At 52.6% G+C, this 26,470-nt stretch carries 27 protein-coding genes and 1 pseudogene; 13 read left to right on the top strand and 15 right to left on the bottom strand.

Going from position 1 to position 26,470, the window contains the following annotated elements; translation table 11 throughout:
• Positions 1-174: 174 nt before the first annotated feature.
• On the bottom strand, positions 175-543 hold the full coding sequence (locus AC128V_RS02510) for a hypothetical protein (protein ID WP_482763105.1): 369 nt from the start codon (positions 541-543) through the stop codon (positions 175-177).
• A gap of 234 nt (positions 544-777) precedes the next feature.
• Between AC128V_RS02510 and AC128V_RS02505 the strand changes: the two genes are divergently transcribed.
• From AC128V_RS02505 to AC128V_RS02485, 5 genes are all read left to right on the top strand, one after another.
• Positions 778-1,860 (top strand): LacI family DNA-binding transcriptional regulator, encoded by a 1,083-nt coding sequence (locus AC128V_RS02505; protein ID WP_482763104.1) that lies wholly within the window; start codon positions 778-780, stop codon positions 1,858-1,860.
• Positions 1,857-3,155, top strand: coding sequence for a sugar ABC transporter substrate-binding protein (locus tag AC128V_RS02500; protein WP_482763103.1), 1,299 nt, complete (start codon positions 1,857-1,859; stop codon positions 3,153-3,155). The genes AC128V_RS02505 and AC128V_RS02500 overlap by 4 nt, the downstream gene beginning before the upstream one ends.
• Before the next feature lie 67 nt (positions 3,156-3,222).
• Entirely contained in the window at positions 3,223-4,302 is a 1,080-nt protein-coding gene (locus tag AC128V_RS02495; RefSeq protein WP_482763102.1) for a carbohydrate ABC transporter permease, read from the top strand.
• A 1-nt stretch (position 4,303) separates the two neighbouring features.
• Positions 4,304-5,194, top strand: coding sequence for a carbohydrate ABC transporter permease (locus tag AC128V_RS02490; protein WP_482763101.1), 891 nt, complete (start codon positions 4,304-4,306; stop codon positions 5,192-5,194).
• Positions 5,195-5,197: 3 nt separating this feature from the next.
• Positions 5,198-6,139 carry a glycosyl hydrolase family 32 gene (locus AC128V_RS02485; RefSeq protein ID WP_482763100.1) on the top strand — a complete coding sequence of 314 codons (942 nt, stop codon included), beginning with the start codon at positions 5,198-5,200 and terminating at the stop codon, positions 6,137-6,139.
• Positions 6,140-6,242: 103 nt separating this feature from the next.
• Here AC128V_RS02485 and purL read toward each other — a convergent pair whose 3' ends face one another.
• From purL to AC128V_RS02470, 3 genes are read right to left on the bottom strand one after another with little or no spacing between them, the layout of a single operon-like run.
• On the bottom strand, positions 6,243-8,531 hold the full coding sequence (purL, locus tag AC128V_RS02480) for a phosphoribosylformylglycinamidine synthase subunit PurL (RefSeq protein WP_482763099.1): 2,289 nt from the start codon (positions 8,529-8,531) through the stop codon (positions 6,243-6,245).
• On the bottom strand, positions 8,531-9,226 hold the full coding sequence (gene purQ, locus AC128V_RS02475; RefSeq protein ID WP_482763098.1) for a phosphoribosylformylglycinamidine synthase subunit PurQ: 696 nt from the start codon (positions 9,224-9,226) through the stop codon (positions 8,531-8,533). The genes purL and purQ overlap by 1 nt, the downstream gene beginning before the upstream one ends.
• On the bottom strand, positions 9,226-9,474 hold the full coding sequence (locus AC128V_RS02470; RefSeq protein ID WP_482763097.1) for a phosphoribosylformylglycinamidine synthase subunit PurS: 249 nt from the start codon (positions 9,472-9,474) through the stop codon (positions 9,226-9,228). The genes purQ and AC128V_RS02470 overlap by 1 nt, the downstream gene beginning before the upstream one ends.
• 227 nt (positions 9,475-9,701) lie before the next feature.
• Between AC128V_RS02470 and AC128V_RS02465 the strand changes: the two genes are divergently transcribed.
• The 4 genes from AC128V_RS02465 (at position 9,702) to AC128V_RS02450 (ending at position 11,159) form a co-directional block, all read left to right on the top strand.
• The gene (locus tag AC128V_RS02465; protein WP_482763096.1) at positions 9,702-9,962 is read left to right on the top strand and encodes a type II toxin-antitoxin system Phd/YefM family antitoxin; all 261 of its coding nucleotides are present in this window, start codon (positions 9,702-9,704) and stop codon (positions 9,960-9,962) included.
• Positions 9,959-10,342: a type II toxin-antitoxin system VapC family toxin gene (locus AC128V_RS02460; protein WP_482763095.1), complete on the top strand. Its 384-nt coding sequence runs from the start codon at positions 9,959-9,961 to the stop codon at positions 10,340-10,342. Before AC128V_RS02465 ends, AC128V_RS02460 begins: the two co-directional genes overlap by 4 nt.
• 242 nt (positions 10,343-10,584) lie before the next feature.
• A complete protein-coding gene (locus AC128V_RS02455; RefSeq protein WP_482763094.1) occupies positions 10,585-10,791 on the top strand; it encodes a hypothetical protein in 207 nt (68 codons plus the stop codon).
• On the top strand, positions 10,788-11,159 hold the full coding sequence (locus AC128V_RS02450) for a type II toxin-antitoxin system death-on-curing family toxin (protein ID WP_482763093.1): 372 nt from the start codon (positions 10,788-10,790) through the stop codon (positions 11,157-11,159). The genes AC128V_RS02455 and AC128V_RS02450 overlap by 4 nt, the downstream gene beginning before the upstream one ends.
• Here AC128V_RS02450 and gcvP read toward each other — a convergent pair.
• Genes gcvP through purD form a run of 5 tightly spaced genes read right to left on the bottom strand, consistent with a single transcriptional unit; the run spans position 11,156 to position 17,544 of the window.
• Positions 11,156-13,975 (bottom strand): aminomethyl-transferring glycine dehydrogenase, encoded by a 2,820-nt coding sequence (gene gcvP, locus AC128V_RS02445; protein ID WP_482763092.1) that lies wholly within the window; start codon positions 13,973-13,975, stop codon positions 11,156-11,158. The genes AC128V_RS02450 and gcvP overlap by 4 nt on opposite strands.
• Before the next feature lie 9 nt (positions 13,976-13,984).
• Positions 13,985-14,359, bottom strand: a complete 375-nt coding sequence (gcvH, locus tag AC128V_RS02440) for a glycine cleavage system protein GcvH (protein ID WP_482763091.1) — start codon at positions 14,357-14,359, stop codon at positions 13,985-13,987.
• Between the two features lie 2 nt (positions 14,360-14,361).
• The gene (gene gcvT, locus AC128V_RS02435) at positions 14,362-15,459 is read right to left on the bottom strand and encodes a glycine cleavage system aminomethyltransferase GcvT (RefSeq protein ID WP_482763090.1); all 1,098 of its coding nucleotides are present in this window, start codon (positions 15,457-15,459) and stop codon (positions 14,362-14,364) included.
• A 19-nt stretch (positions 15,460-15,478) separates the two neighbouring features.
• Complete coding sequence (locus tag AC128V_RS02430) at positions 15,479-16,321, bottom strand: phosphoribosylaminoimidazolesuccinocarboxamide synthase (RefSeq protein ID WP_482763089.1); 843 nt, start codon at positions 16,319-16,321, stop codon at positions 15,479-15,481.
• The gene (gene purD / locus AC128V_RS02425) at positions 16,321-17,544 is read right to left on the bottom strand and encodes a phosphoribosylamine--glycine ligase (protein WP_482763088.1); all 1,224 of its coding nucleotides are present in this window, start codon (positions 17,542-17,544) and stop codon (positions 16,321-16,323) included. The genes AC128V_RS02430 and purD overlap by 1 nt, the downstream gene beginning before the upstream one ends.
• Before the next feature lie 59 nt (positions 17,545-17,603).
• On the opposite strand from purD, the gene rlmN reads away from it, so the two are divergent.
• Positions 17,604-18,776: a dual-specificity RNA methyltransferase RlmN gene (rlmN, locus tag AC128V_RS02420; protein ID WP_482763087.1), complete on the top strand. Its 1,173-nt coding sequence runs from the start codon at positions 17,604-17,606 to the stop codon at positions 18,774-18,776.
• A 32-nt stretch (positions 18,777-18,808) separates the two neighbouring features.
• Positions 18,809-19,846 (top strand): LLM class flavin-dependent oxidoreductase, encoded by a 1,038-nt coding sequence (locus AC128V_RS02415; RefSeq protein ID WP_482763086.1) that lies wholly within the window; start codon positions 18,809-18,811, stop codon positions 19,844-19,846.
• 23 nt (positions 19,847-19,869) lie between these two features.
• Here the strand turns inward: AC128V_RS02415 and AC128V_RS02410 are convergent, their stop codons facing one another.
• Genes AC128V_RS02410 through AC128V_RS02400 form a run of 3 tightly spaced genes read right to left on the bottom strand, consistent with a single transcriptional unit; the run spans position 19,870 to position 22,207 of the window.
• Positions 19,870-21,054, bottom strand: a complete 1,185-nt coding sequence (locus AC128V_RS02410) for a cytochrome P450 (RefSeq protein ID WP_482763085.1) — start codon at positions 21,052-21,054, stop codon at positions 19,870-19,872.
• Positions 21,051-21,785, bottom strand: a complete 735-nt coding sequence (locus tag AC128V_RS02405) for a nitroreductase (RefSeq protein WP_482763084.1) — start codon at positions 21,783-21,785, stop codon at positions 21,051-21,053. Before AC128V_RS02405 ends, AC128V_RS02410 begins: the two co-directional genes overlap by 4 nt.
• Before the next feature lie 14 nt (positions 21,786-21,799).
• Positions 21,800-22,207, bottom strand: a complete 408-nt coding sequence (locus tag AC128V_RS02400; RefSeq protein WP_482763083.1) for a hypothetical protein — start codon at positions 22,205-22,207, stop codon at positions 21,800-21,802.
• 108 nt (positions 22,208-22,315) lie between these two features.
• Here AC128V_RS02400 and AC128V_RS02395 point away from each other — a divergent pair, with 108 nt between their 5' ends.
• Both AC128V_RS02395 and AC128V_RS02390 read left to right on the top strand, forming a co-directional pair.
• Positions 22,316-23,212, top strand: a complete 897-nt coding sequence (locus AC128V_RS02395) for a pseudouridine-5'-phosphate glycosidase (protein WP_482763082.1) — start codon at positions 22,316-22,318, stop codon at positions 23,210-23,212.
• Positions 23,212-24,072, top strand: a complete 861-nt coding sequence (locus tag AC128V_RS02390; protein WP_482763081.1) for a carbohydrate kinase family protein — start codon at positions 23,212-23,214, stop codon at positions 24,070-24,072. The genes AC128V_RS02395 and AC128V_RS02390 overlap by 1 nt, the downstream gene beginning before the upstream one ends.
• Here AC128V_RS02390 and AC128V_RS02385 read toward each other — a convergent pair.
• The 3 genes and pseudogenes from AC128V_RS02385 to AC128V_RS02375 all read right to left on the bottom strand — a co-directional run.
• Positions 24,069-24,920: an aldehyde dehydrogenase family protein gene (locus AC128V_RS02385; protein ID WP_482763080.1), complete on the bottom strand. Its 852-nt coding sequence runs from the start codon at positions 24,918-24,920 to the stop codon at positions 24,069-24,071. The genes AC128V_RS02390 and AC128V_RS02385 overlap by 4 nt on opposite strands.
• Complete coding sequence (locus AC128V_RS02380) at positions 24,920-26,350, bottom strand: aldehyde dehydrogenase family protein (protein ID WP_482763079.1); 1,431 nt, start codon at positions 26,348-26,350, stop codon at positions 24,920-24,922. The genes AC128V_RS02385 and AC128V_RS02380 overlap by 1 nt, the downstream gene beginning before the upstream one ends.
• A gap of 8 nt (positions 26,351-26,358) precedes the next feature.
• Positions 26,359-26,470: pseudogene (locus AC128V_RS02375) on the bottom strand (deoxyribose-phosphate aldolase); the annotation flags it as partial.

Below are 26,470 nucleotides of genomic sequence, written 5' to 3'. Positions count from 1 at the left end.
AATGCTTTTGGCCAAGTTTTCTGGCGTGTGAAATTTCCCCCAGTCTCTTTCGGCAACGAATTGCCTGAGACTTTCAATAGTTTCTTTACTTACCACGCCTAAAGGCTATCCCTAGTTGGATGAAAATCTCTTGCAGCCCATTACTCGGTTCCAGCCATGGAAGCGTGTTTCAAGCTACTCAGCGCAGTGAACCGTTTGCTCTCCAAAACCAACAAACAATGCATCCAAGGTTTGCACCATGGCATCGCCATCGCTGTCTGCGATGTTTTGGTTTAGGTAGCTTGCAAGGGCACTCATGCTCGCGGCCCACTGGGCCTTTTCGCCTTCAGATCCCTCAGATGCTGCAGTTAGATCCTCGGCAGCTTTAGTGAAAACCACGCTTGCAGACTCCGGGGTGGCCTCTGGGTCATCGAAGGTGAACATCATGGAGTCAATTGCTCCACCAATAAGGTCACAGCTCTCTGCATCGGTCATTGATGGACCAGTAGCACAACCGGTTAGAAGTGCAAGAGATGAGAGCGCTGCGATGTATTTGATGTTCATGGCGACCTTTATTAGATACCGGTAATGCTACTCAAGTGAAGGTTTTGTGACTAGCCAAAAAGTTCAGGCAGGGTGTTGGCACAAACCCCGCAAGTTCTTCAAACTCTTTCGACGAGTTTTCCTGGCCAACATCACGAGTAAATAACAAATGCATTTTTATCTAGTCAAACGTTTGATTGATGTGATTTATTTAGCCTCAAGTTAAACGTTTGACTAAAACTAGGGGTGATTTATTTGAAGACAGCGAAGCTTGCGGATGTTGCTAAAGCAGCCGGGGTATCGACATCTTTGGTGTCTCTAGTGCTCTCCGGCAAAGGAGCCAACCGCTGCTCTGAGGAGACTGAGGCTCGAATCAAGGCTGCTGCCCTAGAGCTTGGCTATCGTGCAAATCGTTTGGCTAGAAGCTTGAAGGAGCAGCAGACCAGGACCATTGGCCTACTGAGCTTTGAGGTTGCAACCTCCCCTTACGCGGGCGAACTGCTGCTGGCAGCGCAGCGCTCGGCAAGAAGCCACGATTATGATCTGTTTTTTGTTGAGGTGGAGAATAACGCTAAGTCAATTGGTGAGGCTTTAGAGCTAATGGCAGAGCACCAGGTTGTTGGCGTTCTTATTGCAGCGTTCTTCCACCACGAAATTGAATTGCCTGAGCGCCTGCCCTCAAATTTGGTCTTTGCAAACTGCTTTGGCTCCAGAGGCGACTACCCAACTTACGTGCCAGCAGAGACTGCCTCATTTATGCAGTCACTAAAGATGCTTGGCATTTCCGGCCACCAAAATGTCGCAGTCATTATGGAGGAGCTTCCATGGCCAGCAGCAGTTGCGAGGACTGAAACCTTTAAGCAAGCGGCCCAGCAGTTTGAGTGGGTGGACTCAGCCAGGCGCATGCACTTCTACGCGGATGTGAACTCAAATCAAGGCTACGAAGCTGCGATGAAGATAATGCTTGAGGACCCAAGCGTCACAGCTATTGCTTGCTACAACGACCGCGTTGCCATGGGTGTCTACCAGGCGCTCAATGAACTCAGAATTTCTATCCCAAGCCAGGTATCAGTTGTCGCCTTTGATGACCTGGAATTGATTTCCGGTGGTTTACGCCCCGGATTAACAACGGTTCGACTACCTCATTACCAAATGGGCAGAGAAGCCGTGGAACGCCTTATTCGGATCTGTGAGGAACGGGATGAGGAAACTCAAAAACTAGTCGAAATTCGAGGTGAGTTGGTGGTCAGGGATTCCGTTTCGGTTCCAAGGCCAGCAACCGAATCGCCATTCGAGGCTTCGTTTTCGGCTCCACTCCAAGAAAAAGAGGAAAAATGATCAAGCTAACGAGAGCGTTGCTTGCTGCCTCGGCCGCAAGCACAATCGTGCTGTCAGGTTGTGCTGCAACCGACAGTGCGAGCAATTCCGAGGAAGGTGCCGCGACTGGTGAAACCACAACTATTTCGATGTGGTCACACGCCGCTGGTAACGACCAGGAGATCGCGACTGTAAAAGAAGCAATCACCGACTTCAACGCGAGCCAGACTGCATACGAAGTAGTACTTGAGGAGTTCCCGCAAGAGTCTTACAACGACTCGATCGCGGCTGCCGCTGCTTCTAACACCCTGCCTTGTGTTGTTGACGTTGACGGTCCAATCATGCCCAACTGGGCATGGGCCGGTTACCTACAGCCACTCACCATTGACTCAGCACTAGAAGAGTCACTGCTTGCCGGTGCTAAGGGTTACTACAACGACCAGTTGTACTCCGCAGGTGCATGGGATGCCGCTTTGGGCATGCTAGCCCGCAAGTCCACCCTTGAGGCTGTTGGTGCAAGAATCCCAACCGTTGCAGAGCCATGGACCCAGGCAGAATTCGATGCACTACTTGCAGCGATTGACGCTACCGGTGACTACGACTACGCAATGGACTGGGGTAACGGCTGGACCGGCGAGTGGTTCCCATACGCCTACAGCCCAATCATGCAGAGCTTCGGTGGCGACCTAATCGACCGCTCAAGCTTCGAGACTGCAGATGGCGTAATCAACTCTGACGCTTCTGTTGCTTTCGGTGAGTGGTTCGGTTCAACCTTCGCAAAGGGCTACGCAAACCCAGCTCAGACTGGTGACCGTACCGAGTTCATCGCTGGCACCATCGCGCTTCAGTACAACGGTAACTGGGCTGTGAAGGATGCTTACGAGGCACTAGGCGATGACCTACTGATCTTGCCACCACCTAACTTCGGACAGGGTCCAAAGATCGGTGCAGCTTCATGGCAGTTCGGTATTTCTTCTTCTTGTGAGAGCCCAGAGGGTGCATCTGCATTCATCGAGTTCATCTTGCAGGACAAGTACATCGTTGCCTTTGCTAACCGCATTGGTTTGATCCCTGCAACCGCAACTGCGGCTGAGCAGGTTCCAAACTACGCACCTGGTGGCCCATTCGCTGTGTTTGTTGAGTTCTCAAACAGCTACGGTGTATTGCGTCCTCCAACACCTGCGTACCTCAGCGTCTCGACCATTTACGAGAAGGCTGTAGCCGACATCATCAACGGTGCAAACGCCAAGCAAGCCTTGGATGCAGCAGCCGATGAAATTGATGCCAACCTAGCGGACAACGATTTCTACCGCTAAATCGATTGATTAATGACCTGTGGTGGCGGTCGCCACCGCCACCACAGGTTTCCCAAAAGGAAAATGAATGACCACCCTAACTAGAGCGCGAAAGCGGCTATTCAGTAACAGCTTAAACGCTAAGTCGGCACGAGCCGGACTGTTGTTTGTTATGCCAGCCCTAGCACTCATGACCATGTTCTTGGTTGCTCCGGTGGTGCTCGCCTTTTCTCTAGGTTTTACGAATGCCAAGTTTGCAAGTCCCAACGAACCTGAGTTTGTTGGTGTTGAAAACTTCACTGAACTTCTGTCTCTAGGACAGGTAACTGTCGATGCGGATCCAAGCGACCCAAACTCGGCCTATGACAATTTGCGCGATCTAACTAAACCTGCTGCAGACACTCCCTACTCAGGAATGCAGATTTTGGCTGAAGACATTAGCGAGGACGGCACCAAGGTCGACTTCACCCTCGCAGGTGATGCACTGTTCTGGAAAGCTCTCGGCAACACATTGCTCTTCGCCCTGGTTATTGCCCCACTTCAAGGTGGTTTGGCTTTAGCGCTAGCGCTACTTATTAATTCCCGAATCAAAGGCAAGGTGTTCTTCCGCACCGTTTATTTCATGCCGGTCGTGACCTCCATGGTGGTGGTTTCGATCCTTTGGATTTTCTTCTACCAAAAAGATGGCCTGGCAAACGTGCTGTTAGCCCAGGTGATACCCGGTTATGAACCTGTCGCATTCTTAACCGATCCGAACTTAGCTCTGCCGGCAATCATCTTTATGTCGGCCTGGCAGGGCGTTGGCTTCCACATGATTGTTTGGCTAGCCGGATTGCAAACTATTCCCGGTGAGCTTTATGAGGCGGCAACCGTCGATGGGGCAAACAAATGGCAGCAGTTTAGGGCTGTCACGTGGCCGGGTCTTCGCAGCACTTTTGTATTTGTCTTGATCGTCATTTCAATCGCAGCCATGGGGCTATTCACGCAGGTGAACGTAATGACTCAGGGTGGTCCGCTGGATTCGACCACGACCATTGTTTTCCATCTTTTCCGAGAAGGATTCCGCAAGAACGAGATTGGCTACTCATCGGCCATCGCGATTGTTTTCTTTATTTTGGTGGTGCTGATTTCCATCATCCAGCGCAGACTAACCAGAGAGCGAGACTAGCTTGAAAACCAAACTCTCTTTAGGACTTGTATTTCAGTATGTCCTAGCAATTTTCTTCATGCTGCTGTTCTGCTTGCCACTGTTGTTCATGATCTCTTCGAGCCTGAAAGACCCGCAGACAATCTTCGCGGACGTGAAGTCCTGGAAGGCGTTCTTCCCGGTTGGAGATGTGAACTTTGATCAGTACCTCGGAGTTTTTGAACGCCTTCCGATGGGACAGTTCGTTTTCAACTCACTCTTTGTCTCTGGAGTTGTGGTGATTTTGGGACTGTTTGTGAACTCATTGGCGGGTTTCGCGATTGCGCGCTTGAAGTTCAAGGGGCAGAACACCTTGCTGGTGTTTCTAATCGCGACCCTGGTGGTGCCGTTTGAGACCATCGCGATGCCACTTTTGGTATTGGTGAATTCGCTACCTCGCCTGGATTGGGAGAACGGAACACTCGAGATCACAATCGGGTGGTTGAACACCTACTTGGTTCAGATCATGCCATTTATTGCCGGTGGGTTCTCGATTTTCCTATTCGTGCAGTACTTCAAGACCATTCCAAAAGAGCTTGATGAGGCAGCGATTATTGATGGCGCAAGCTACTTCTCCATTTACTGGAGAATCATCGTTCCGCTGGCAGGCCCTGCATTCGCAACCAGCGCCATCTTGAGCTTCCTATCTATCTGGAATGCATATCTATGGCCCGTGATGGTGGTTCAAACCGAATCACTCAGGCCAGTCCAGGTTGGGTTGGATTACTTCTGGGCTTCCACCAGTGAAGAGGGAACCCAGTGGGGCGAAATCATGGCGTATTCAACCATGATCACTCTGCCGATTCTGATTATTTTTGTCATCTTCCAGAGGGCGTTCGTTGCGTCCGTGGCTTCATCCGGAGTGAAAGGTTAGTAGTTGATCAAGTTAGCTGAATCGTGGGTTTGGGACAGCTGGTATGTCTTCGACGGAGAGAAGCACCACGCTTTTTACCTTCGAGCATCTAGGGCCTTAGGAGATGTGCATCGTCGTCACCGTTACCCATATGTTGGTCACGCGGTTTCCACAAACCTCAAGGATTGGACCGTAGTCCAAGATGCAATTGCCATCAGCGAATCTCCTGCTTGGGACTCCTGGACCACTTGGACCGGAAGCGTAATCAAGGGAGACGACGGTTTGTGGTGGATGTTCTACACCGGCACATCGCGCCAGGATTCCGGCGATGTGCAACGTGTTGGTGCGGCGACCTCCACGGATCTAATGACCTGGACCAAGGTCGATAACAACCCGCTCACCGAGGCCGATCCAAAGTGGTACGAGATGCTGGATTATCAGAAGTGGCACGATCAGGCTTGGCGTGACCCATGGGTTTTCAAGCAGGACGACCAGTGGCACATGATCACCACCGCTAGAGGCATAACCGGAGACAAGTACGGCCGCGGTGTCGCCGGTCACTCTGTCTCAAAGGACCTCAAGACTTGGGAGGTAAAGCCACCTTTGACTTCAACCGAGAGTGGTTTTGGTCAAATGGAAGTTATTCAAATTTCTGAGATTGACGGCATTCCAACCATGCTCTGGTGCAGCGGACCTAACGAGTTGACGCCAGAGATGAGGGCGAAGTTCCCACACGGCGGAATGTTCTCAACCGTTGGCCCATCCATGCTCGGACCTTTTGATCCAAACCAAGCAGTTTGGTTCCCTCACGAGACTCTCTATGCAGCCCGCGCAGTTCAGCATGAGGGTGAGTGGTACCTACTCGGATTCATCCACGGACCGGACGATGATTTCGGCGGCTATATCAGTGACCCAATTCCAGTGGTCAACAACGGCAAAGGTTTGGTTCCAAAAGGGAGCCACTAAATAGATTCCCTGCGGGACGACGACCTCGTAGGGGAGCTCGAATAAGCACTGTTTAAATCCTTTCTAAACAGTGCTTATTCTTTTGTCATTAGGACCCAGCTGTTTAGCCAAATAGTTCAGGCAGGGTGTTAGCCCAACCCTTACGAACTTCGTTTAGCTCGAAGGTTGCTAGGTCCTTGATTTCGATTGAGCCAGAAGCCTTGTCGGTAACACCAATTCTTAGAACCGGTACTCCTCTTGCTTCGCAAAGTGACTGGAACTTGACGTCATCTTCTCTACCAACGCTCACAATCACTCGAGCCTGAGACTCCGAGAACAGAGCTGCGGTGAGGTCAAGCTCATCACGTTCCAGAACCTCATCGAGCCAGATTCTGGCACCAACATTGAATCTCAAGGCGGCCTCAACAACTGCGATTGCGATGCCGCCCTCTGAGATGTCGTGAGCAGCTTCGATCATGCCCTGGATAGCTGCACCGTGAATCAGGTCGGCAAGTTTCTTTTCCCTTGCAAGATCAACAACCGGTGGCTTACCGCCGAGGTGATTGTGGATGGTTTCTGCCCAAGCAGAGCCATCTAGCTCATCTGAGGTTGTGCCAAGCAGGTAGATGTTGTTGCCATCGTCTTGCCAGCCCGAAGGGATACGTCTTGCAACGTTGTCGATTACACCTAAGACACCAACCACTGGGGTTGGGTAGATTGCTACGTCACCGGTTTGGTTATAGAACGATACGTTTCCACCGGTGACTGGAATGCCTAGCTCCAGGCAGGCATCCGCAAGACCTGCGGTTGCCTCTTTAAACTGCCACATAACCTCTGGGTTCTCTGGGCTTCCAAAGTTCAAGCAGTTGGTAACCGCCTTTGGCTTTGCTCCAGTAACAGCGACATTTCTGTATGCCTCGGCAAGAGCTAGCTTTGTTCCCAGGTAGGGGTCAAGCTGGCAGTACTTGCCATTGGCATCGGTTGCCAAGGTGATGCCCAAACCGGTTTCTTCGCTAACGCGAACCATGCCGGCATCGTCTGGCATCGAAAGTGCAGTGTTACCCATGACATAGCGGTCATACTGCGCAGTGATCCAAGACTTGTCTGCCTGGTTAGGGCTAGTCACGATTGCCAGAATCTGTTTGGCAAGTTCTGCCGGGGCAGTTGCTCTTGGAAGTGTCTTTGAGCTGTTGGCGTTTAGCGCGTCCTGATACTTCGGGTATTCGACTGGACGGTTATAGACAGGTCCATCGTGAGCCACGGTTCTTGGTGGCACGTTGACGATCTCTTGCTCGCCCCAGTTGATGTATAGACGGTCTTCGTCGATTACCTCGCCGAGTACTGAGTATTCAACTTCCCACTTCTGCACAATTGCTTCGAAGGCTTTTAGGTCCTTGGTTGGAACAATCGCCATCATGCGCTCTTGAGACTCGCTCATCAGAATCTCTTCTGGGGTTAGCGAGTCATCTCTAAGTAGCACGTTCTGAAGCTGCACTCTCATGCCCTTGCCTCCGTTGGAGGCAAGCTCTGAGGTGGCACAGGAAATACCTGCTCCACCTAGGTCTTGAATACCTGCAACTACACCGGCATAGAAGAGTTCTAGGCAGCACTCGATAAGGACCTTCTCGGCAAATGGGTCACCAACCTGCACTGCTGGTCGCTTGGTTGGGCCGGTTGAGTCAAAGGTTTCTGAGGCTAGGACGCTAACGCCACCAATGCCATCGCCACCGGTCCTAGCGCCAAACAGGATTACAAGATCGCCTGGGTTTGATGCTTTGGCAAGCTTTAGGTCTTCGTGCTTCATCACGCCAACTGCTAGGGCGTTGACCAGTGGGTTGCCCTGGTAGACCTTGTCAAAGACAGTCTCGCCACCGATGTTTGGAAGACCTAGGCAGTTGCCATAGAAAGAGATGCCTGCGGTGACGCCGTGAACCACGCGAGCGGTGTCTGGGTCAGTAGGTGCACCAAAACGTAGCTGGTCCATAACCGCAATTGGTCTTGCACCCATGGTCAAGATGTCGCGCACAATGCCACCGACACCGGTTGCTGCACCCTGGAAAGGCTCGATATAGCTTGGGTGGTTGTGGCTTTCCACCTTGAAGGTAACTGCCAGGCCTTCGCCGATATCAACCACACCTGCGTTTTCACCCATGCCGACCATTAGGTCTTTTTTCATCTCTGGGGTGACCTTCTCGCCAAACTGGCGAAGGTAGATCTTGGATGATTTGTAGCTGCAGTGCTCAGACCACATAACCGAATACATTGCTAGCTCAGAAGAGGTTGGACGACGACCAAGGATGGTTTTGATTTCTTGGTATTCGTCTTGCTTGAGGCCTAGTTCTTTCCAGGGCTGCTCTTTATCGTTTGCTGTTGCGTCCGAGACGGTGTCGACGTTGGTTGGTCTTTTGCTCATTAGCTATTCACCAACGCCTTCAAAACCGACTGGAAGAACTTCAAGCCATCGACGCCGGATCTGGTTGCGATAGGGGTGTCTGGGCCAAAGCCGGCTTCGGTGGCGTGCTCTGGGTGAGGCATAAGGCCAACTACGTTGCCACGCTCATTGGTAAGGCCTGCAATGTCATTCATTGAGCCGTTTGGGTTTACGTCTAGGTAGCGAAAGACCACACGGTTTTCGGCTTCCAGCATCTTTAGAGTCTCTGCACTTGCGATGTAGCCACCCTCACCGTTCTTTAGCGGAATGGTGATTTCTTCATCCTGCTCAAACAGCTTGGTCCAGGCGGTGTTGGTGTTCTCGACCCTTAGCTTTTGGTCTCGGCAAATAAAGTGCTGGTGTTCGTTTCGAATCAAACCACCAGGTAACAGGTGAGCTTCAACCAGTACCTGGAAACCGTTGCAGATTCCTAGGACCGGTAGTCCCTGGGCAGCAAGTCTTACTACCTCTTGGGTGGCAGGAGCCTGGGCGGCAATTGCGCCACAGCGTAGGTAGTCACCGTAGGAAAAGCCACCAGGTAGCACAACTGCGTCTACCTTCTTGATGTCGCTGTCTGCGTGCCAAAGAGGAACTGGGGTTCCGCCGGCTAGTCGAATAGCGCGCTGTGCATCCCGGTCATCTAGAGTTCCCGGGTAGGTGATTACGCCGATCTTCATTAGTCCTCTTTGGTGATATAAACGACGTCCTCAATGACGTCGTTGGAGAGGAAAGAGCCTGCAAGGCTATTCGCGTTGTCTAGGTCTGCTTGGGTAATTGAGCGATCGAAGTGCAGCTCGATGCGCTTACCGATTCTTACGTTCTGGATGTCGCTGTGCCCTGCGCGCTTTAGAGCGTTCGCTACTGCCTTGCCTGGTGGGTCTAGAAGATCTTGCTTTGGCATGATCTCGACGATGATTTTTGGCACTTTTCCCCTTCGGTTTGCTGGAGGTCCAGTTTCGGGATGGATATTTGGCTCGCGACACTGCGGAATACCAATAGTTTACTGGGCTGAGTTGACCTTCTGCACAGCCACTCTGGGAGCTTAGTTATCGACAAATCTGAGAATTCAAATGTTGCTCAATTTTGGACTTGGCAGCTTTGAAGTTCAAACTAAATCTAGTCAAAATGACTAGTAAGTAATACCATTTGAGAATGGCAGGAACAATGAGCGTTACCGAGGCAAAGGCAGTCCTCTCTGAATTGGTTGAGGATGCAATCCGGGGCGAAGAGACCATAATCACTAAATACGGTAAGCCGGTGGCAAAGATCGTGCCCATTGAGAAACCCAAAATCATCTTCGGCCTCCTCGAGGGCAAGCTTGAGGGTTGGGATGACGTCGATTTTGATGACAACTCCCACATGGATGAGGCTTGGGCCAACTGGCGTAAAAAGCTTGAGGGGCTTGGCGAGTGAGGCTTCTTCTTGATACCAACGTTTTGACCTGGATACACCAAAAGCCCAATCGCATTGGCAAGGCAACTAAGGCAAAACTTTCTTCCGCTCACACCATTTACTTTTCACCGCTGAGTGTCTTTGAGTGGTCTCAGAAGGATGACGATTTGCAGGTCAACACCAAGAAATTGGTTGAGGCAACTAGGTCGCTGGACTTTTTAGAACTTCCTCTGACCGTTCAGGCAGTTATGGAAGCTAATCGGTTTGGCTCGCTTCGACAAAGCGACCCAATGGACTTGCTTCTACTTTCTCAGGCAGCATCCGAACGGATGGAGTTTCTAACCTCGGATATGAGGATTTTGAGTTTGGGGTTTGATTTTGTTTCGGACTCAACGCTTTAGCGTGAATCCCTGCTGAGGTAACCGGCTACTGTTTCCAGCACCACTAAAGCCAGCTCCAGTTACCGGTGAGTTGATTGCAATCCTGCGCGAGAAAGCTCTAGGCTTCGGCCCTGACCGTGATCTGAGTATTGAGCTTGAGGCTGCTAACCAGCTTTTGATGCCTAACTAACATGCTTCAAAAAGTTTGATTTATCCACAGATTTGTTCTTTCTTAAGTGGTATCAAGTTGATACCATTATGTTATGGCTATGACTATTAGATTGAATGCAGACGATGAACTCGTGCTTGAGCGCCTCGCTACCCAGCTAGGGCTCTCGAAGCAAAAAGCGCTGATTGAAGCCATGCGAATGGTGGAGAACCAGTCCCAAAAACAACGCCGCCTCGATGATGCACTGAAGTTTGTGTTGACTCACGACAAAGCCCTCATGGAGCGTTTGGCTGACGCATGACCACTTACCTCGAACTTGGGGATGCGCTCTATGTGATCAAGGCTTTGGGCTTCTATGTGAAGGATGTTGGGTTGCTCGACTCGGCACTTGCTAGACCGCAAACCTCAGTCTTCGGTGAGGATGCCTATCCAACCTTGGAACTCAAGGCAGCAGCCCTAGCTCACTCGGTTGCCAAGAACCATGCGCTAATTGATGGCAATAAACGAACCACATGGACGCTCATGGTTTCATTTCTGTTTCAGAACGGCTTCAAACACAACTTCACTGAGGCTGAGGGCTTTGCCTTTGTAATCGGAATCGCCACAGACGAGCTTTCTCTAGAGCAAGCAGCCGAGCAGATCAGGATTCACCTGGTTCCGCTTGATTAGTTCTTAGCGAAGCTCTCGATAGGTGGGCAGGTGCAGGTTAGGTTCCTGTCACCAAATGCCCCATCAATTCTTCTAACCGGAGGCCAGTACTTACTCTTGCGCTGTGAGTCGGTAGGGAAGACAGCCAACTCTCGCGAGTACGGGTGGTTCCACTCCGAAACCAAGTGGTTGGCGGTATGTGGTGCATTCACAAGCGGGTTGTCATCGTGTGGCCACACGCCATCCTGAACCTGTTGAGCTTCATCGCGAATTGCAAGCATGGCTGCGATAAAGCGATCCAGCTCTTCCTTTGGCTCAGACTCAGTCGGCTCAATCATGAGGGTGCCCGCTACCGGGAAACTCATCGTTGGAGCATGGAAGCCGTAGTCAATCAAACGCTTTGCGATGTCATCGTTTCCGATGCCGGCGTCTTTCTGAAGCGGACGGATGTCGATGATTGCCTCATGGGCAACTAGTCCATGCTTACCGGTGTATAGCAGTGGGAAAGCCTTAGAGAGTTTCTTGGCTACATAGTTAGCGCTCAGCACCGCAACTGCAGTAGCGGAGCGCAGACCATCGTTACCCATCATCTGGATGTATGCCCAGGAGATTGGCAGGATGCTAGGTGAACCAAATGGTGCTGCCGATACCGGGCCATAGCCGGTTAGTGGGACCTGGGCCATTGAGTGACCTGGGAGGAATGCACTTAGGTGTGAGCGCGCAACCACTGGACCAACACCTGGGCCACCACCACCGTGAGGGATGCAGAAGGTCTTGTGTAGGTTCAGGTGCGACACATCGCCACCAAACTCACCGAACTTTGCAAAGCCAACCACTGCGTTGGTGTTAGCGCCGTCGATGTAGACCTGACCGCCGGAAGCGTGAACTAGGTCGCAGATCTCAACCACTGCTTCTTCGTAAACACCGTGGGTGGACGGGTAGGTGATCATCAGCGCAGAGAGCTTGTCACCTGATGCTTCGATCTTGGCCTTGAGGTCGTCAACGTCTACGTTTCCGTTTTCGTCACACTCAACTACCACTACCTCCATGCCGGCGAGCACAGCGCTCGCGGCATTGGTGCCGTGGGCAGAAGATGGGATCAAACAAACAGTGCGCTGGAAGTCAGAGCGAGAGCGGTGATATCCGCGGATCGCTAGCAGACCGGCAAGTTCTCCCTGGCTTCCGGCATTTGGCTGCAGAGAGACTGCTTCGTAGCCGGTGATGTCGCTCAGCCAGCTGGTCAGCTCAGCAATTAGCTCCATGTAACCGTGAGTGTCTTCGGCAGGAGCAAATGGGTGCAGGTTGGCAAATTCTGGCCAGGTGACCGCTTCCATTTCGGTTACGGAGTTGAGCTTCATGGTGCAGGAGCCCAGTGGGATCATGCCACGATCAAGTGCGTAGTCAAAGTCGGAAAGCTTCTTGAGGTAGCGAAGCATTGCGGTTTCTGAGTGATACGAGTTGAAGACTGGGTGCTGCAGGTATTCACTCTGGCGGTGATTGCGCAGCTTGTCGGAGGAGTCTGCCTGTTTCGGAGCTCTTGCCCCAAAGGCGGCGGCTAGGTCAGCTAAGTGATTCCAGCTGGTGCTCTCGTCAACCGAGATGCCCAAGGTTGAGTCATCAACCAGCAGCAGGGTTAGATCCTTTGCCCTTGCGGCCTGGAAGATCTTGTTTGCATCGACATTTTGAATTCGGATGGTGTCAAAGAAGTTCTTGTGCTGAACCTCAAAGCCCGACTCCTCCAGAACCTTCGCTAGCGCGGTTGCCTTGGAGTGAATCTCAAGGGCAATCGCCTTTAGGTTTTTTGGACCGTGGTAGACGGCATACATTCCAGCGATTACGGCAAGTAGAACCTGTGCGGTGCAAATGTTGCTGGTGGCCTTCTCGCGGCGAATGTGCTGCTCGCGAGTCTGCAAAGTTAGGCGGTAGGCAGGTGCGCCTTCGGCGTCAACAGAGACACCAACCAGTCGACCCGGCATGGTGCGCTCAAGCTTGTCGCGCACCGCTAGGTAACCGGCGTGAGGTCCACCGAATCCCATTGGGACACCAAATCGCTGGGTGGTGCCACAAACCACATCGGCACCCTTTTCTCCGGGAGGAGTTAGCAGGGTTAGTGCCATTAGGTCTGCGGTTGCAATTGCCAATCCACCAAATTCGTGAACCTTGGTAAATAGGTTTTCAAAATCAATGATTCGTCCCGAAGCTCCCGGGTACTGGACCACAGCTCCGAAGCACTCTTGGTCGAGTTCTTGTGGGTTGGCTGCATCGAAGTAGCGAATCACAATTCCCATTGGGTCAGCTCGGTGCTCGAGGAGCTGCTTGGTTTGTGGGTAGAGATCGGAATCTGCAAAGAAGATATTGGACTCTGAGTCTGCGCTTCTTCTGGCGATCATCATGGCTTCAACCACGGCGGTTGACTCATCCAACATTGAAGCATTGGCGGTCTTCATGCCCGTGAGGTCGGTGACCACGGTCTGGAAGTTGATCAGGGCTTCGAGTCTGCCCTGGCTAATCTCAGGCTGGTATGGGGTGTATGCGGTGTACCAGCTTGGGTTTTCTAAAACATTGCGCTTGATAACGCCCGGGGTTCTGGTGCCGTAGTAGCCAAGGCCAATAAAAGTCTGCGTGATGCGGTTCTTGCCGGCGATCTCGTGCAATCTGGCAAGGGCATCATCTTCGCTAATTGGTGCAGGCAGTGTGCTTCCGCCGCGATATTGAATCGCCTCCGGAAGGGCTTTTTCCATTAGGTCCGAAAGTGAGGTTGCGCCGACAAAGTCCAGCATTTCTTTTTGGGCTTGAAGATCAGGTCCGATGTGGCGGAACTGGAAATCGTGATGCATTTCTAGCAACTATTTCTCCCCGGTGAGCTGCCCGTACTCGGCAGCGGTTAGTAGCTCTGGCAATTGGGTGTATTTGATCTTGATAAGCCAACCAGCGCCGTATGGGTCCTGGTTGATGGCCTCTGGTGAATTTCCTAGGCCGGAGTTGGCCTCAATGACCTCACCGTCCATTGGTGCGTAGAGTTCGCCAACCGACTTGGTGGATTCAATCTCGCCACAAATCTTCATGTACGTGGTTGAGCTACCTGGCTTTGGTAGATCGACGTAAACAATTTCACCAAGCGCATCGGCCGCGTACTGGGTGATGCCTACGGTTGCGACATCGCCTTCTACAAGCACCCACTCGTGCTCTTTGGTGTACTTCAGGTTCTCTGGATTTGCCATTTTTATCTCTCTGCCTTGTAGAACGGTAGCTTGACGATTTCATAGGGGACTCGGGTGCCGCGAACATCGGCCTCGAGCTTGCTGCCGGGGGTTAGATCTAAATCTGCTCTCAGGTAGGCCATCGCGATTGGGTAGCCCAGGGTGGGGGAAAGAACTCCAGAGGTGATCTTGCCAATTGAAGTAACGCCACCTGGTTGGAAGATTTCGTAGTCAGCTCGAGCCGCTCGTTTACCTTCACCTTTGAGCCCAAACAGTTTGACCTCTAGCTTTTGATTAGAAACCTTCAAAAGCTCGGTCTTGGAGTTGAATTCGCCCTTGTCAAAAACCACGATTCTGCCCAGGTTCGCTTCGAAGGGAGTCAGGGTTCTATCGAGCTCGTGGCCATAGAGCGGCATGCCTGCTTCAAGGCGCAAGGTGTCGCGAGCGGCGAGGCCGCAGGGCAATAAGTCTTCGCCACCGGTAGCCAAAAGCTTGCGCCAAATCGAGGCCGCTTCTAGAACCGGGATAAAGATTTCGAAACCGTCTTCGCCGGTGTAGCCGGTGCGTGCCAAAAGCACCGGAACACCATCAAGGTTTGCTTTGGCGATCGAGTAATACTTCAAATCGCTTAGTTCAGTATCGACAAGCTTGCCCAAGATGTCTTTTGCCCTAGGTCCCTGGATTGCAACCAGCGCCCAGTCTTCGGTCTCGTCAAATATGTCGATCTTGAAGCCGTAGTCAGCCATATCCTGCATCGCTACCAAAACCGCGTGGCGGTTTGATGCGTTGGCAACAACCAGGTAATCCTCGGTGTCCATCTTGTAGACGATGAGGTCATCGATGATGCCGCCGTCTTTCGCGCAAATCATCGTGTACTTGGCTTGGCCGTTCGAAAGCTTGGAAATATCCGACACCAAAATGCTGTCTAGGAACCTGGTTGCCTCAGGGCCAACAACGCGAAGTTCACCCATGTGAGAGATGTCAAAAAGACCCGCGCTTTTGCGCACTGCGTGGTGCTCATCGAGGTCTGAGCCATAGCGAACCGGCATGTTCCAGCCACCGAAATCGGTAAAGGTTGCACCCAGGGAAACATGCTCATCATTAAGCGGTGTTATTAGCACTGACCAAGTCTATTGCCAACTACAGAGCGGTCAGCCTCTGACGCAAGTGTTGGTACCTAGATGCGGTAATTGAGACTATTTCGTTAGGTAATTCAGGGGGTTCGCCGACCTGATTCCAATTTGCCGACAGCCAGTTTCTGACAATCTGCTTGTCAAAACTTTGGTCACGAATTCCCTGTGCCCAAACCTCCTTGTCCCAGTACCTAGATGAGTCTGGAGTGAGCACCTCGTCACCGAGCGTGAGCTGGTTGGTTCTTGGGTCATTACCAAATTCAAACTTGGTGTCGGCGAGAATCAGCCCGGCCTTTTCACAAAGTTGAGAGGCTGCAATGAAGATGCGAATTGACTCATCGCGCAGACGCTCGGCAATCTCCTTGCCGACTAGCTCAACGCTTTGGGCAAAGGTGATGTTCTCATCGTGATCACCCTGTTCTGCTTTGAACGCGGGGGTGTAGATCGGGTGCGGTAGTCGATCTCCGAATTCAAGACCCTCCGGCAACTCGATGCCGCAGACACTGCCGGTTTGCTGGTATTCCCTCCAACCGGAGCCGGAAAGATAGCCACGAACCACGCACTCGATTGGATACATGTTTAACTTCTTGGCGATCATGGCTCGACCGGTGAGTTCTTCCGGGACCGCAAGGTCGCTGGAACGGTGATTACTAATCTCGAGGCGGTCAAACCACCAGTTGGTCATCGCGGTGAGGTTTTCACCCTTGCCTGGGATCTCAGGGGAGAGCACATGGTCAAAGGCACTTACTCGGTCGGAGGCAACAATCAAAACCAGGTGGGAAAAGTTTGGATCTTCGGATACGTAAAGGTCGCGTACCTTGCCGGTGTAGATGTGCTTAAAGCCCTGCACTAGCTGACGACCTTGAGTGCGATGTCATGCCTAAAGTGTCCGCCCTGCAGTTGGATTCTGGACATTCCCTCGTAGGCCAAAGCCCTGGCAACTTGGAAATTGGCACCCGATGCAACCACCGATAGCACGCGCCCGGTTGCACTCGCCTTACAGACCTCTACGCCCTCAATTGACTCAGCACTGTCGATGCCAAAGACCTCGCGGACCGGAGCATTAGTTTCTGGATATCCTTCAGATGCCAAAACCACGGTGACAGCGCAGTCGCTCGAGAAGGTGGCCTCAGCGCCAACATCTAATTTGCCGGTTGCGCTGCGCATCAAAAGATCAGCCAGGTCATTGTTCAAACGCTTGAGCACGACCTGGGTCTCCGGATCGCCAAAGCGAGCATTGAACTCGATCACCTTTACTCCGCGCGAGGTGATTATTAGACCGCAATACAAAAGCCCAACAAACTCTGTGCCGCGACGATAAAGCTCATCGACAGTTGGCTGGGCCACGCGGTGGGTGATCTCTTCGACAAATCCCTCCGGTAGCCAAGGAAGTGGTGAGTAGGCACCCATACCGCCGGTGTTTGGACCTCTGTCATTGTCGAACGCTCGCTTGTAATCCTGCGCGGGGCTTAGCGGCATTACGTGTTTGCCGTCTGAAAGGAAGAAAAGCGAAACCTCTTGGCCATCCAAAAACTCTTCAACTAAAACACCATCGTCGATGAACTTCTTGGCGTGCTCCAAAGCCTCGTCGCGATTTGAGGTGACTATTACGCCCTTGCCTGCGGCCAGGCCATCGGCCTTCACAACATACGGAGCGCCGAGTTGTGCCATAGCGCTCTCGACCTGCGACATGGTTGAGCACTCATAGGCCATGCCGGTAGGAATATCTGCTGCTGCCATGATATCTTTGGCAAACTGCTTGCTGCCCTCAAGTGCTGCCGCTTCTCGCGAAGGCCCAAACACTGCGATGCCCTGTTCGCGAAGTGCATCTGCGACTCCTGCAACCAATGGTGCTTCCGGGCCAATGACAACTAAATCAACCGCTTCTTCAAGGGCGAGCTTTACGACCTGAAGTCGGTCGGTTGCAACGATTTCTGGTTTTACCTCAACCTGGGAGGCGATGCCTTCGTTTCCAGGGGCACAAACAATTTGTTCGCGCTTTGTTCCGGTGCGGAGCAAGGCCTTTACGATGGCATGCTCTCGGGCACCAGAACCAATAACGAGGATCTTCACCTTCGCGAGTTTACCCTGCAAAATACTGGGTCCTTGGACTAACAACCTAGACTTAGCCGGTGGAAAACAAACAGGTAAAGCCAAGGACCGAAGGCTGGACTCAGCGTAAAGACGCCGAGGGTAAGCCGCTGTTGCAATTTGCCGAGGTAAAGCGCGGCAAGCCACCGGTTCACCTAGCTGATCTTTCGATCGCTGATCGCACCGAGCGCATCAAAGAACTGGGTATTCCAGGGTTTAGAGCCAAGCAGATTTCCACCCACTACTTCACGCATTACTCATCAGATCCAGAGACCATGACCGACCTACCTAAGGAAGGTCGCGAGGAGCTGGTAAAGAAGGTATTGCCGCCACTTTTGACCCAGGTCAAAAGACTGCAGACCGACAAGGGTGACACCGTCAAATTCCTCTGGAGGCTCTTCGATGGAGCATTGGTGGAATCGGTTTTGATGCGCTACCCAAACCGCATCACTCTTTGTATTTCCTCTCAGGCCGGCTGCGGCATGAACTGTCCGTTTTGTGCAACCGGTCAGGCAGGGCTAACTAGAAACATGTCAGCCGCTGAGATTGTCGACCAAATCGTGCAGGCAAACAGTGCGATTCGCGCCGGGGAGATCGGCCCAAACCGCCATGAAGATGAGCGCGTGAACAACATCGTGTTTATGGGCATGGGTGAACCGCTCGCCAACTACGCAAAACTTATGGACTCAATCCGCACCATGGTTGAACCACAGCCCAATGGTCTTGGTATGAGCGCAAGACAAATCACTGTTTCAACTGTTGGCTTGGTGCCTGGAATTGTGAAGTTGGCTGAGGAAGATTTGCCATTGACCTTTGCGCTTTCGCTACACGCCCCAGATGATAAACTGCGTGACGAGCTGATTCCGGTGAACTCGAAGTGGAAGGTCGATGAGGCACTCGATGCTGCAAAGGCCTACTACGACAAGACCGGTCGCCGAGTTTCGATTGAGTATGCGCTTATTCACAACATGAACGATCACGACTGGCGAGCACAGCTTTTGGCCGACAAGCTAAATGATCGCGGTAAGGGCTGGGTTCACGTAAACCCGATTCCACTAAACCCAACCCCTGGTTCGGTTTGGACCTCCTCCACCAAAGAGCAGATCAACTCTTTCATCGACATTCTTGATCGCAACGGCATCCCGACCACCTTGCGCGATACCCGCGGCAAGGAGATCGATGGGGCTTGCGGTCAGCTGGCTGCAGCCAACTAGCGCTTTTTGTCTAGACCCCCTAGACTGACAACATGAACGTCTCTGAATTGCAATTTGGGTTAGACACTTTTGGCGATATGTCACTGGATGACCAGGGTCAACCAGTCTCCGCGGGTCAGGTAATCCGTGATGTGGTTGAGCAGGCCAAGCTTGCCGAAGAAGTTGGCCTCAATAGTTTCAATATCGGTGAGCACCACCGCGATGACTATGCGGTTTCAGCACCGGACACCATTTTGGCCGGCATCGCAACTGTGACAAGCAAGATTAAACTCGGCACCGGCGTGACAGTTTTGTCCTCAGACGACCCGGTTCGCGTCTACCAGCGCTTCGCCACTATCGATGCACTCTCTAATGGTCGTGCTGAGATCACGGCGGGACGTGGATCGTTTATTGAGTCCTTCCCGCTCTTTGGGTACGAACTTGCTAACTACGGTGATTTATTCGAAGAGAAGTTAGAGCTACTGGTTGAACTTTTAAAGGAAAAGCCGGTTACCTGGTCGGGCCAGATGCGTGCCGCGCTTGACAACCAAGAGGTGTACCCAAAGACCGAGCGTGGTGCCATTCCACTTCGGGTTGGAGTTGGTGGCTCACCTGATTCGGTGGTGCGTGCAGCTCGCTTAGGAATCCCGATGGCGCTTGCCATCATCGGCGGCGACCCAGCGAGATTTGCTCCCTACTCGAACCTCTACCAAGAACAGCTTGTGAAATTCGGTAACCCTGCCCTTCCAGTATCGATCCACTCGCCTGGCTTTATTGCGGAGAACGACAACGATGCGGTTGAGGCCCAATGGCCACACTACGAAACCGCATTTGGCCGAATTGGCAAAGAGCGCGGTTGGGGCCCAACCACGAAAATGCACTTCATCTCTGAGGTAAACGGCGGATCGCTTTATGTCGGATCTCCCGAGACCGTGGCAAAGAAGATTGCCTATGCGCTGGAGAGCGTTGGAGCTAGCAGGTTTGACCTGAAGTATGCCAATGGTCCAATGCCACACGCGAAACTGATGAAGGCGATTGAGCTTTACGGCACCAAGGTTGTGCCAATGGTTCGGGAGATTTTGGCTTCATAACGACTTGCCAAAATCAAAGCAATTTAGCTAGTTACGAACACTGACTCATAGCCACGTAATACGTAAGTCGGCCTGCGCTTAGGTTCTCTGGCAAGTTTGATCGTGGGGTAAGCATTCATTAGCATCGGCAGCGATGTTGTCATCTCCATGCGTGCCAGCGGTGCTCCGATGCAGAAGTGAATGCCGGCTCCAAAGCCAATATGTGGGTTTGGGTCACGGGTGAGATCCAACTGGTCTGCATTTTCAAAGACGCTTTCATCGCGGTTAGCACTGCCAAGTAGTGCGCCGATCTTTTGACCCTTGCGTATCGCTACCCCTCCGATTTCAGTGTCTTGGGTCGCTGTCCTATCAAAGAGGTGCAGTGGGGCATCAAAGCGCAGGAACTCATCGATTGCAGTTGCGGCATGCTGATCCGAAGCTTGCCGCAATAGCGCCATTTGGTCCTCTTGCCTAAGCGCTGCCACAAAACCATTTCCAAAGCCATTCACGCTAGCTTCGTGACCGGCATTTAGAAGCAATACGCAGGTGGCGATTAGCTCGTGAGCGTTGAGCTTCTCGCCGCCCTCCTCAACTAGGGCAAGCTCGGTAATCAAATCAGTGCCTGGATTCTTCTTGCGCTCCACCATTAGAGCGTGGACATAGTCTGCGAATTCAGCTGAAGCCTGCTTCGCAGCTTGCTCGTCCGCTTCAGACGGTGCCACTTCATACATCTTCACAATTGCTTGGGACCAAGGCCGAAGCAGGTGCTCATCCTCGTCGGGGAAGCCAAGCATGGAAGCAATTACCTTTACCGGAAGTGGTTCTGCAAAATCTGCAATCACATCAAATTCGCCGTTTGCTTCAACTTTTAGCTTGATGTCATCTAAAAGCTGCTGTGTTATGCGCTCGACATCCGGGCGCATGCTTTCGATCCTCTTGGGATTGAACGCTTTCATCACAAGCCCGCGCAATCTCGTGTGTTTTGGTGGTTCAGAATCCAAAATCGAATCGGCGTGCAGCCAGTTGAAGGTGTCCCATTCACTTTGCGGTTCTTTGGGTTCAAAGATTCTTCCGAGTGAGCGATTGCGCAAAACTGCACTGGAGTCCGCGTGGGTGGCGGCTAGAAAAAGCTGCAGACCATCATGCCAAACCGGTTTGCCTACTTTTCTTAGCTCTGCAAGCTGTGGGTATGGATCGGCTACAAAGCCTGGGTCTTGAAAATCAATCATTTGTTTTTCAGTTTGATATCGCTAATTGGCAGGCGGTCAGCCCCAAAGCTATTCACTTTGTGATCGCTTGGGTAGCCAAGGGCAATGCCGCAAAGTAGCTTGTAGCCCTCTGGCACCTCAAACTCTTTTCGAACAGCATCTGCCCAAACCGCGCTCGCACCCTGCGCGCAAGTGCCAAGCCCGTGGGCATGAGCCGAGAGCATTAGGTTCTGCATAAACAAACCGGCATCGGAGACCGAGTATTCACCGAGTCCAGAGTGGGTGAAGATAAAGAACGAGACCGGAGCTCCAAAGAAGTCATAGTTCCTAGCCCACTGAGCTTGGCGGGCTTTTTGATCCTTGCGGTCGATTCCCAGGAGGGCATAAAGCTCAGCACCAACGCGAGCGCTTCTTGGCTGCAGCACCTTTGGGTAAACCCTATTTACCTTGTAGTCGCTGGTTGGCAGGCCGTAGCGGGTGATAAACAGTTTGGCCTTGGCCAACAATCCGCCACCGAGAGCCTTTGAAGCCTGCTCCCACCTAGCCAAAAAGTCCTTGGAGATACGGTCTCTGACTTCTCCCTGCGCGGTTGCAACCAAATACGGCCGAGTGTTAGACCAAGACGGAGCTGTCATCGCGTCCGTTAGGAGGGCATCGATTAGTTCCTGTGGGACTGGCGTAGGTAGGAAATCACGCGTGGTTCGCCTAGAGGCGACGAAGTCGCTAAAGGATTCTGCGTTGAATTTAGGCACCTTAGAAATCTACGCTAAAAACCAAGACTTATCTTGCTCTCAGCCAGCTCTTTAGCGGTTCCCGTGAAGAAGAATTCGAGGTAGATCGGACCTTTTGGTTTTAGCTCCAACCAGATCTTCATACCCTCGCGAAGGTTTCCCTCGGGACTGTAAACCTTGGCCCAAACCTCACGTTTTCCCAGTAGCTGCCCGTGGTTCAAAACTTGAATTTTGAGTGTGGTTCCAAACTCAGATTCAGCAACATCAGTAATGCCTATAACCTCAAGTCCAGCAAGCTCAGTCACAGATGTTGCGTCTTCGAGCGGGTAGAAATTGACCTCTCCAAATTGCAGTTGAGACACAGCAGTCCGGCTGGCTTCCGTTGAAAGGGTGAAGCTCAGCGGGATAAGCGATAGCAGGGCTAAGAGGGTGCCCAAAACCATCGTGACACTTTGACCTTTTGGGGTTGTAAGCCAGGGCCGCTTCAAGCTATCTCCGAATCAAATTACTTGCTTATGAATCTACCCAAGAAACCGCAGTAGCCTTATTCGGTGCTCAAAATTCACCCAGAAGTCCTAAATGCCCTGCAAAACAATTTGCCGGTAGTTGCCCTTGAATCAACCATCATTTCTCATGGCCTACCGCGTCCAAGAAACCACCAGGCGGCTTTGGACTTCGAGCAAATCCTGCGCGACAAGAATGTTGTCCCCGCGACCATTGCAGTAATCAATGGCATTCCAAATATCGGGCTAGATGAAGCAGCGCTTAATGTCATTGCAAATCAAGACATCGCAAAAGCTTCGGTTCGTGACCTCCCGATTTTGGCAGCCAAGGGCATCTCGGGGGCTACCACTGTGGCTGCCACAGCATTCCTTGCCGCTCAGGCCGGCATTCGAGTATTTGCCACCGGAGGCCTCGGCGGAGTTCACCGCGGAGCGCAAGATAGCTTCGATGAATCAGCAGACCTAACCGTGGTTTCTCAGGTTCCAGTAACAGTAGTGAGCGCTGGCGTGAAGAGTGTTTTGGACATCGCAGCGACCCTGGAGCGACTAGAGACCTTGAGTGTTCCAGTGATCGGTTACGGAACCAAAATCTTCCCAAGCTTCTGGCTGCGCGAGTCCGACTTCACCCTGGAATACCAGGCAGATGACGCCAATGAGGTTGCTCTAGTAATGGCTGCTCGCGGAGATCAGGGTGGGATCGTGGTTGCCAACCCAGTCCCAGCTCACCAAGCCTGGGAGCGCGTTGAGCACGATCGCGTGCTCGCCATCGCCTTCGACGCAGCAGATAAGGCCGGCGTCACCGGCAAGGCAGTAACTCCGTTCTTGTTGCAGTACATCGTTCAGGCATCTGGCGGAGTATCGCTTGAAGTAAACCTAAATCTTGCAAAGAACAACGTCTCGGTGGCTGCAGATATCGCCAACGCTTGGTGCAGGCTGCAGGGCTAATGCCAAAGGTTTTGGTGGTTGGTGATGTCATGGACGACATCTTGGTTCTCCCAAAGGGCGAGATTCGGCTTGATACCGATACCGATAGCCAGATCCAGCAGCAGCCCGGTGGCTCAGCGGCAAACTTTGCTTGCTGGGTAGCGAGCCTTGGTGTCGAAACCCACTTCGTGGGAAGGGTTGGCAGCGAAGACTTCGATCGCCACTCGCAGATTCTTCGAAAGTACAAAGTAGTTCCGCACCTGCAGGTGGATAAAGATCTTCAAACCGGTCGCATTGTGGTTTTAGTGCAGGGGCAACAGCGCAGTTTTCTAACTGACCGCGGAGCTAACAAAAACCTCGATCTCTCCGCAATACCAGAAGAGCTTTTTGGCGATGCGCTCTACATCTCCGGTTATACGGTCTTTGACCAGTCGGTAGAGGTTATGCAGGGTTTGATCCAACGCGCCAAGGGGCACGGCTTTGTTGCCTGCGATCCCGGTAGTGCCGGTTACATCGCAGATCACTCAGTCCACACCTTCTTGGCTGCAATTCAAGGTGTCGATCTGCTTTTGCCTTCCTTGGAGGAGGGTCGAGTCCTGTCCGCCGAATCAAGACCGGAGATCGTGGCGGCTTTACTGGGCGAGTGGTTCCCTCAGGTCACACTTACCCTTGGTGCCGACGGCGTTCAGTTGCAGTCATTAGAAACCAATGAGCACATCCCGGCTTTTGCTGCCGATGCAGTAGATGTCACCGGAGCGGGAGATGCCTTTGCCGCGAAGCTAATTGCGGAGCTACTTACTGGCAAGAACTTTGCTATGGCAGCTCAGAGTGCAGTTAGGTTTGCCGCCAAGGCAGTTACCAAACTAGGCGGACGGCCTTAGTTTCCCTTTGGGTGCCAAACGGTTTTGACTTCCATCAGGTTCGTAATGTGGCTTAGCGAACCCTTGGTTCCGAGACGTGCAAAATCACCCTTGCGAATAACTCGCTTTAGGTTCTGAGCCGCCTGAATCTCAAGCTCTACAAGGTTGCTGGTTCCCTCAAGGTCAATTGCATTTACATCCTGATGTGCGGCAAGCCACGGAGCAATCTCGGCTTCCTTGCCGGTCAAGACATTCACAACACCGCCGGGTAGATCGCTGGTGGCAAGCACCTCGGTCAAAGTGATTGCGGATAGTGGCAGTAGCTCACTGGAAACAACAACAATTGCATTGCCCGAGACAATCGCTGGGGCGATGGTGTTCACCAGGCCCAAAAGTGCGCTGTCCTGAGGTGCAAAGGCAGCGACAACTCCGGTTGCCTGCAGGGTTGAAATGTTGAAGAACGGACCTGCCACCGGGTTCATGTTTCCGGCAACGGCGTCAATCTTGTCGGTCCAGCCTGCGTGCCAAACCCAAGAATCGATTGCTGCATCAACCTCTTGGTTGGCCTGGCGATCGCTCTTGCCGGTTAGGGCTCTAATCTCGGCAACGAACTGCTCGCGACGACCCTCAAGCATCTCGGCGATGCGGTAGAGAACCTGACCGCGGTTGTATGCGGTTGCTCCAGCCCAACCGGACTGAGCAGCGCGAGCTGCAACAACGGCATCTCTGGCATCCTTGCGGGATGCCATTGCAACATTTGCTAGGAACTCACCCTTGGAATCTGCAACCGGGTAAACGCGACCGGATTCAGATCTTGGGAACTTGCCACCGATGAAGAGCTTGTATGTCTTTCTAACATCTAGTCGCATCAGTAACCACCCTTCAGATAAGCGGCCAATCCTTGCTTGCCGCCCTCCCTGCCGTAGCCGGATTCCTTGAAGCCACCAAATGGGCTGGACGGGTCAAACTGGTTGAAGGTGTTAGCCCATACCACTCCAGCGTTTAGCTGGTCGGCGAGCTTCAGAATCCTGGAACCCTTTTCGCTCCAAATGCCGGCGCTCAGACCAAACTCAGTGTTGTTTGCCTTGGTGACAGCCTCTTGCGGGGTGCGGAAGGTCATTACCGAGAGCACCGGTCCAAAGATCTCTTCGCGAGCAACGGTGTTAGCGGGGCTTACGCCAAGCATCAGGGTTGGTGCGAAGAAGAAACCGCTGGTCGGGATTGCGCAAGCCGGAGACCAGCGCTGCGCTCCTTCTTTTTCACCCTGCTTCACAAGTGCTTCGATCTTCGTCAGCTGTGCCTTTGAGTTGATCGCACCGATGTCGGTGTTTTTGTCCATCGGGTCACCAAGTCTTAGTGACTCCATGCGACGCTGCAACTTCTTTAGCAGTTCGTCTTGGATAGATTCCTGCACCAAAAGTCTTGAACCTGCGCAGCAGACATGACCCTGGTTGAAGAAGATGCCGTTGATGATTCCCTCAACCGCTTGGTCAAGAGGTGCATCATCGAAGACGATGTTTGCGGCCTTGCCGCCAAGCTCCAAGGTCACCTTCTTATTGGTGCCGGCAACCTGGCGAGCAATTGCTCTTCCAACCTCGGTTGAACCGGTGAACGCAACCTTGTTGACGTCTTTGTGACCGACAAGGGCGGCTCCGGTGTCACCAAAGCCGGTGACGATGTTGACTACGCCATCTGGCAGCTCTGCCTGCTGGCAGATCTCGGCAAACAGCAGCGCGGTTAGCGGAGTGGTTTCGGCAGGCTTTAGAACAACGGTGTTACCGGCGGCAAGGGCAGGGGCAATCTTCCAGGCCAGCATCATCAGCGGGAAGTTCCAGGGGATGACCTGGGCTGCTACACCGAGAGCTTGTGGGTTTGGTCCAAGACCTGCATAGTCAAGCTTGTCCGCCCAGCCGGCGTAGTAGAAGAACCAGGCTGCCACCAGAGGAATATCAACGTCGCGAGTTTCCTTGATTGGCTTGCCGTTGTTCAAAGTCTCTGCAACCGCTAGCTCGCGAGCGCGCTCCTGAATGATTCTGGCAATGCGGTAGAGGTACTTGCCGCGCTCAGCGCCAGGGAGTTTTGACCAAACTTTTTCGTATGCGTGTCTGGCTGCCTTCACGGCAAGGTCGACATCTTTCTCGGTGCCGTAGGTGATCTCTGCGAGCACCTTCTCATTCGCCGGGTTGATGGTCTGGTAGGTCTTGCCTGGCTTTAGAAACTTGCCATCAATAAAGTGGCCGTAGCTGTCCTTGAAATTCACAAGTGCTTGCGACTCTGGTGCTGGTGCGTATTCGAACATCATTTTCCTTAGTCCACGCTCACATAATCTGGGCCGGAGTAGTTGCCGGTCTTTAGTTTCTGACGCTGCATCAAAACATCGTTTAGCAAACTCGATGCACCGAATCTAAATAGGTCTGGG

The sequence above is a fragment of the Aquiluna sp. genome, from assembly GCF_965064355.1.
This window is presented reverse-complemented; position numbering and strand designations above follow the sequence as displayed.

Coding starts and splice junctions, on each gene's coding strand:
- AC128V_RS02510 (WP_482763105.1), bottom strand. CDS start 543: ATGAACATCAAATACATCGCAGCGCTCTCATCTCTTGCACTTCTAACC.
- AC128V_RS02500 (WP_482763103.1), top strand. CDS start 1,857: ATGATCAAGCTAACGAGAGCGTTGCTTGCTGCCTCGGCCGCAAGCACA.
- AC128V_RS02495 (WP_482763102.1), top strand. CDS start 3,223: ATGACCACCCTAACTAGAGCGCGAAAGCGGCTATTCAGTAACAGCTTA.
- purL (WP_482763099.1), bottom strand. CDS start 8,531: ATGAGCAAAAGACCAACCAACGTCGACACCGTCTCGGACGCAACAGCA.
- purQ (WP_482763098.1), bottom strand. CDS start 9,226: ATGAAGATCGGCGTAATCACCTACCCGGGAACTCTAGATGACCGGGAT.
- AC128V_RS02465 (WP_482763096.1), top strand. CDS start 9,702: ATGGCAGGAACAATGAGCGTTACCGAGGCAAAGGCAGTCCTCTCTGAA.
- AC128V_RS02455 (WP_482763094.1), top strand. CDS start 10,585: ATGGCTATGACTATTAGATTGAATGCAGACGATGAACTCGTGCTTGAG.
- AC128V_RS02450 (WP_482763093.1), top strand. CDS start 10,788: ATGACCACTTACCTCGAACTTGGGGATGCGCTCTATGTGATCAAGGCT.
- gcvP (WP_482763092.1), bottom strand. CDS start 13,975: ATGCATCACGATTTCCAGTTCCGCCACATCGGACCTGATCTTCAAGCC.
- gcvH (WP_482763091.1), bottom strand. CDS start 14,359: ATGGCAAATCCAGAGAACCTGAAGTACACCAAAGAGCACGAGTGGGTG.
- AC128V_RS02415 (WP_482763086.1), top strand. CDS start 18,809: ATGAACGTCTCTGAATTGCAATTTGGGTTAGACACTTTTGGCGATATG.
- AC128V_RS02410 (WP_482763085.1), bottom strand. CDS start 21,054: ATGATTGATTTTCAAGACCCAGGCTTTGTAGCCGATCCATACCCACAG.
- AC128V_RS02400 (WP_482763083.1), bottom strand. CDS start 22,207: ATGGTTTTGGGCACCCTCTTAGCCCTGCTATCGCTTATCCCGCTGAGC.
- AC128V_RS02390 (WP_482763081.1), top strand. CDS start 23,212: ATGCCAAAGGTTTTGGTGGTTGGTGATGTCATGGACGACATCTTGGTT.
- AC128V_RS02385 (WP_482763080.1), bottom strand. CDS start 24,920: ATGCGACTAGATGTTAGAAAGACATACAAGCTCTTCATCGGTGGCAAG.
- AC128V_RS02380 (WP_482763079.1), bottom strand. CDS start 26,350: ATGTTCGAATACGCACCAGCACCAGAGTCGCAAGCACTTGTGAATTTC.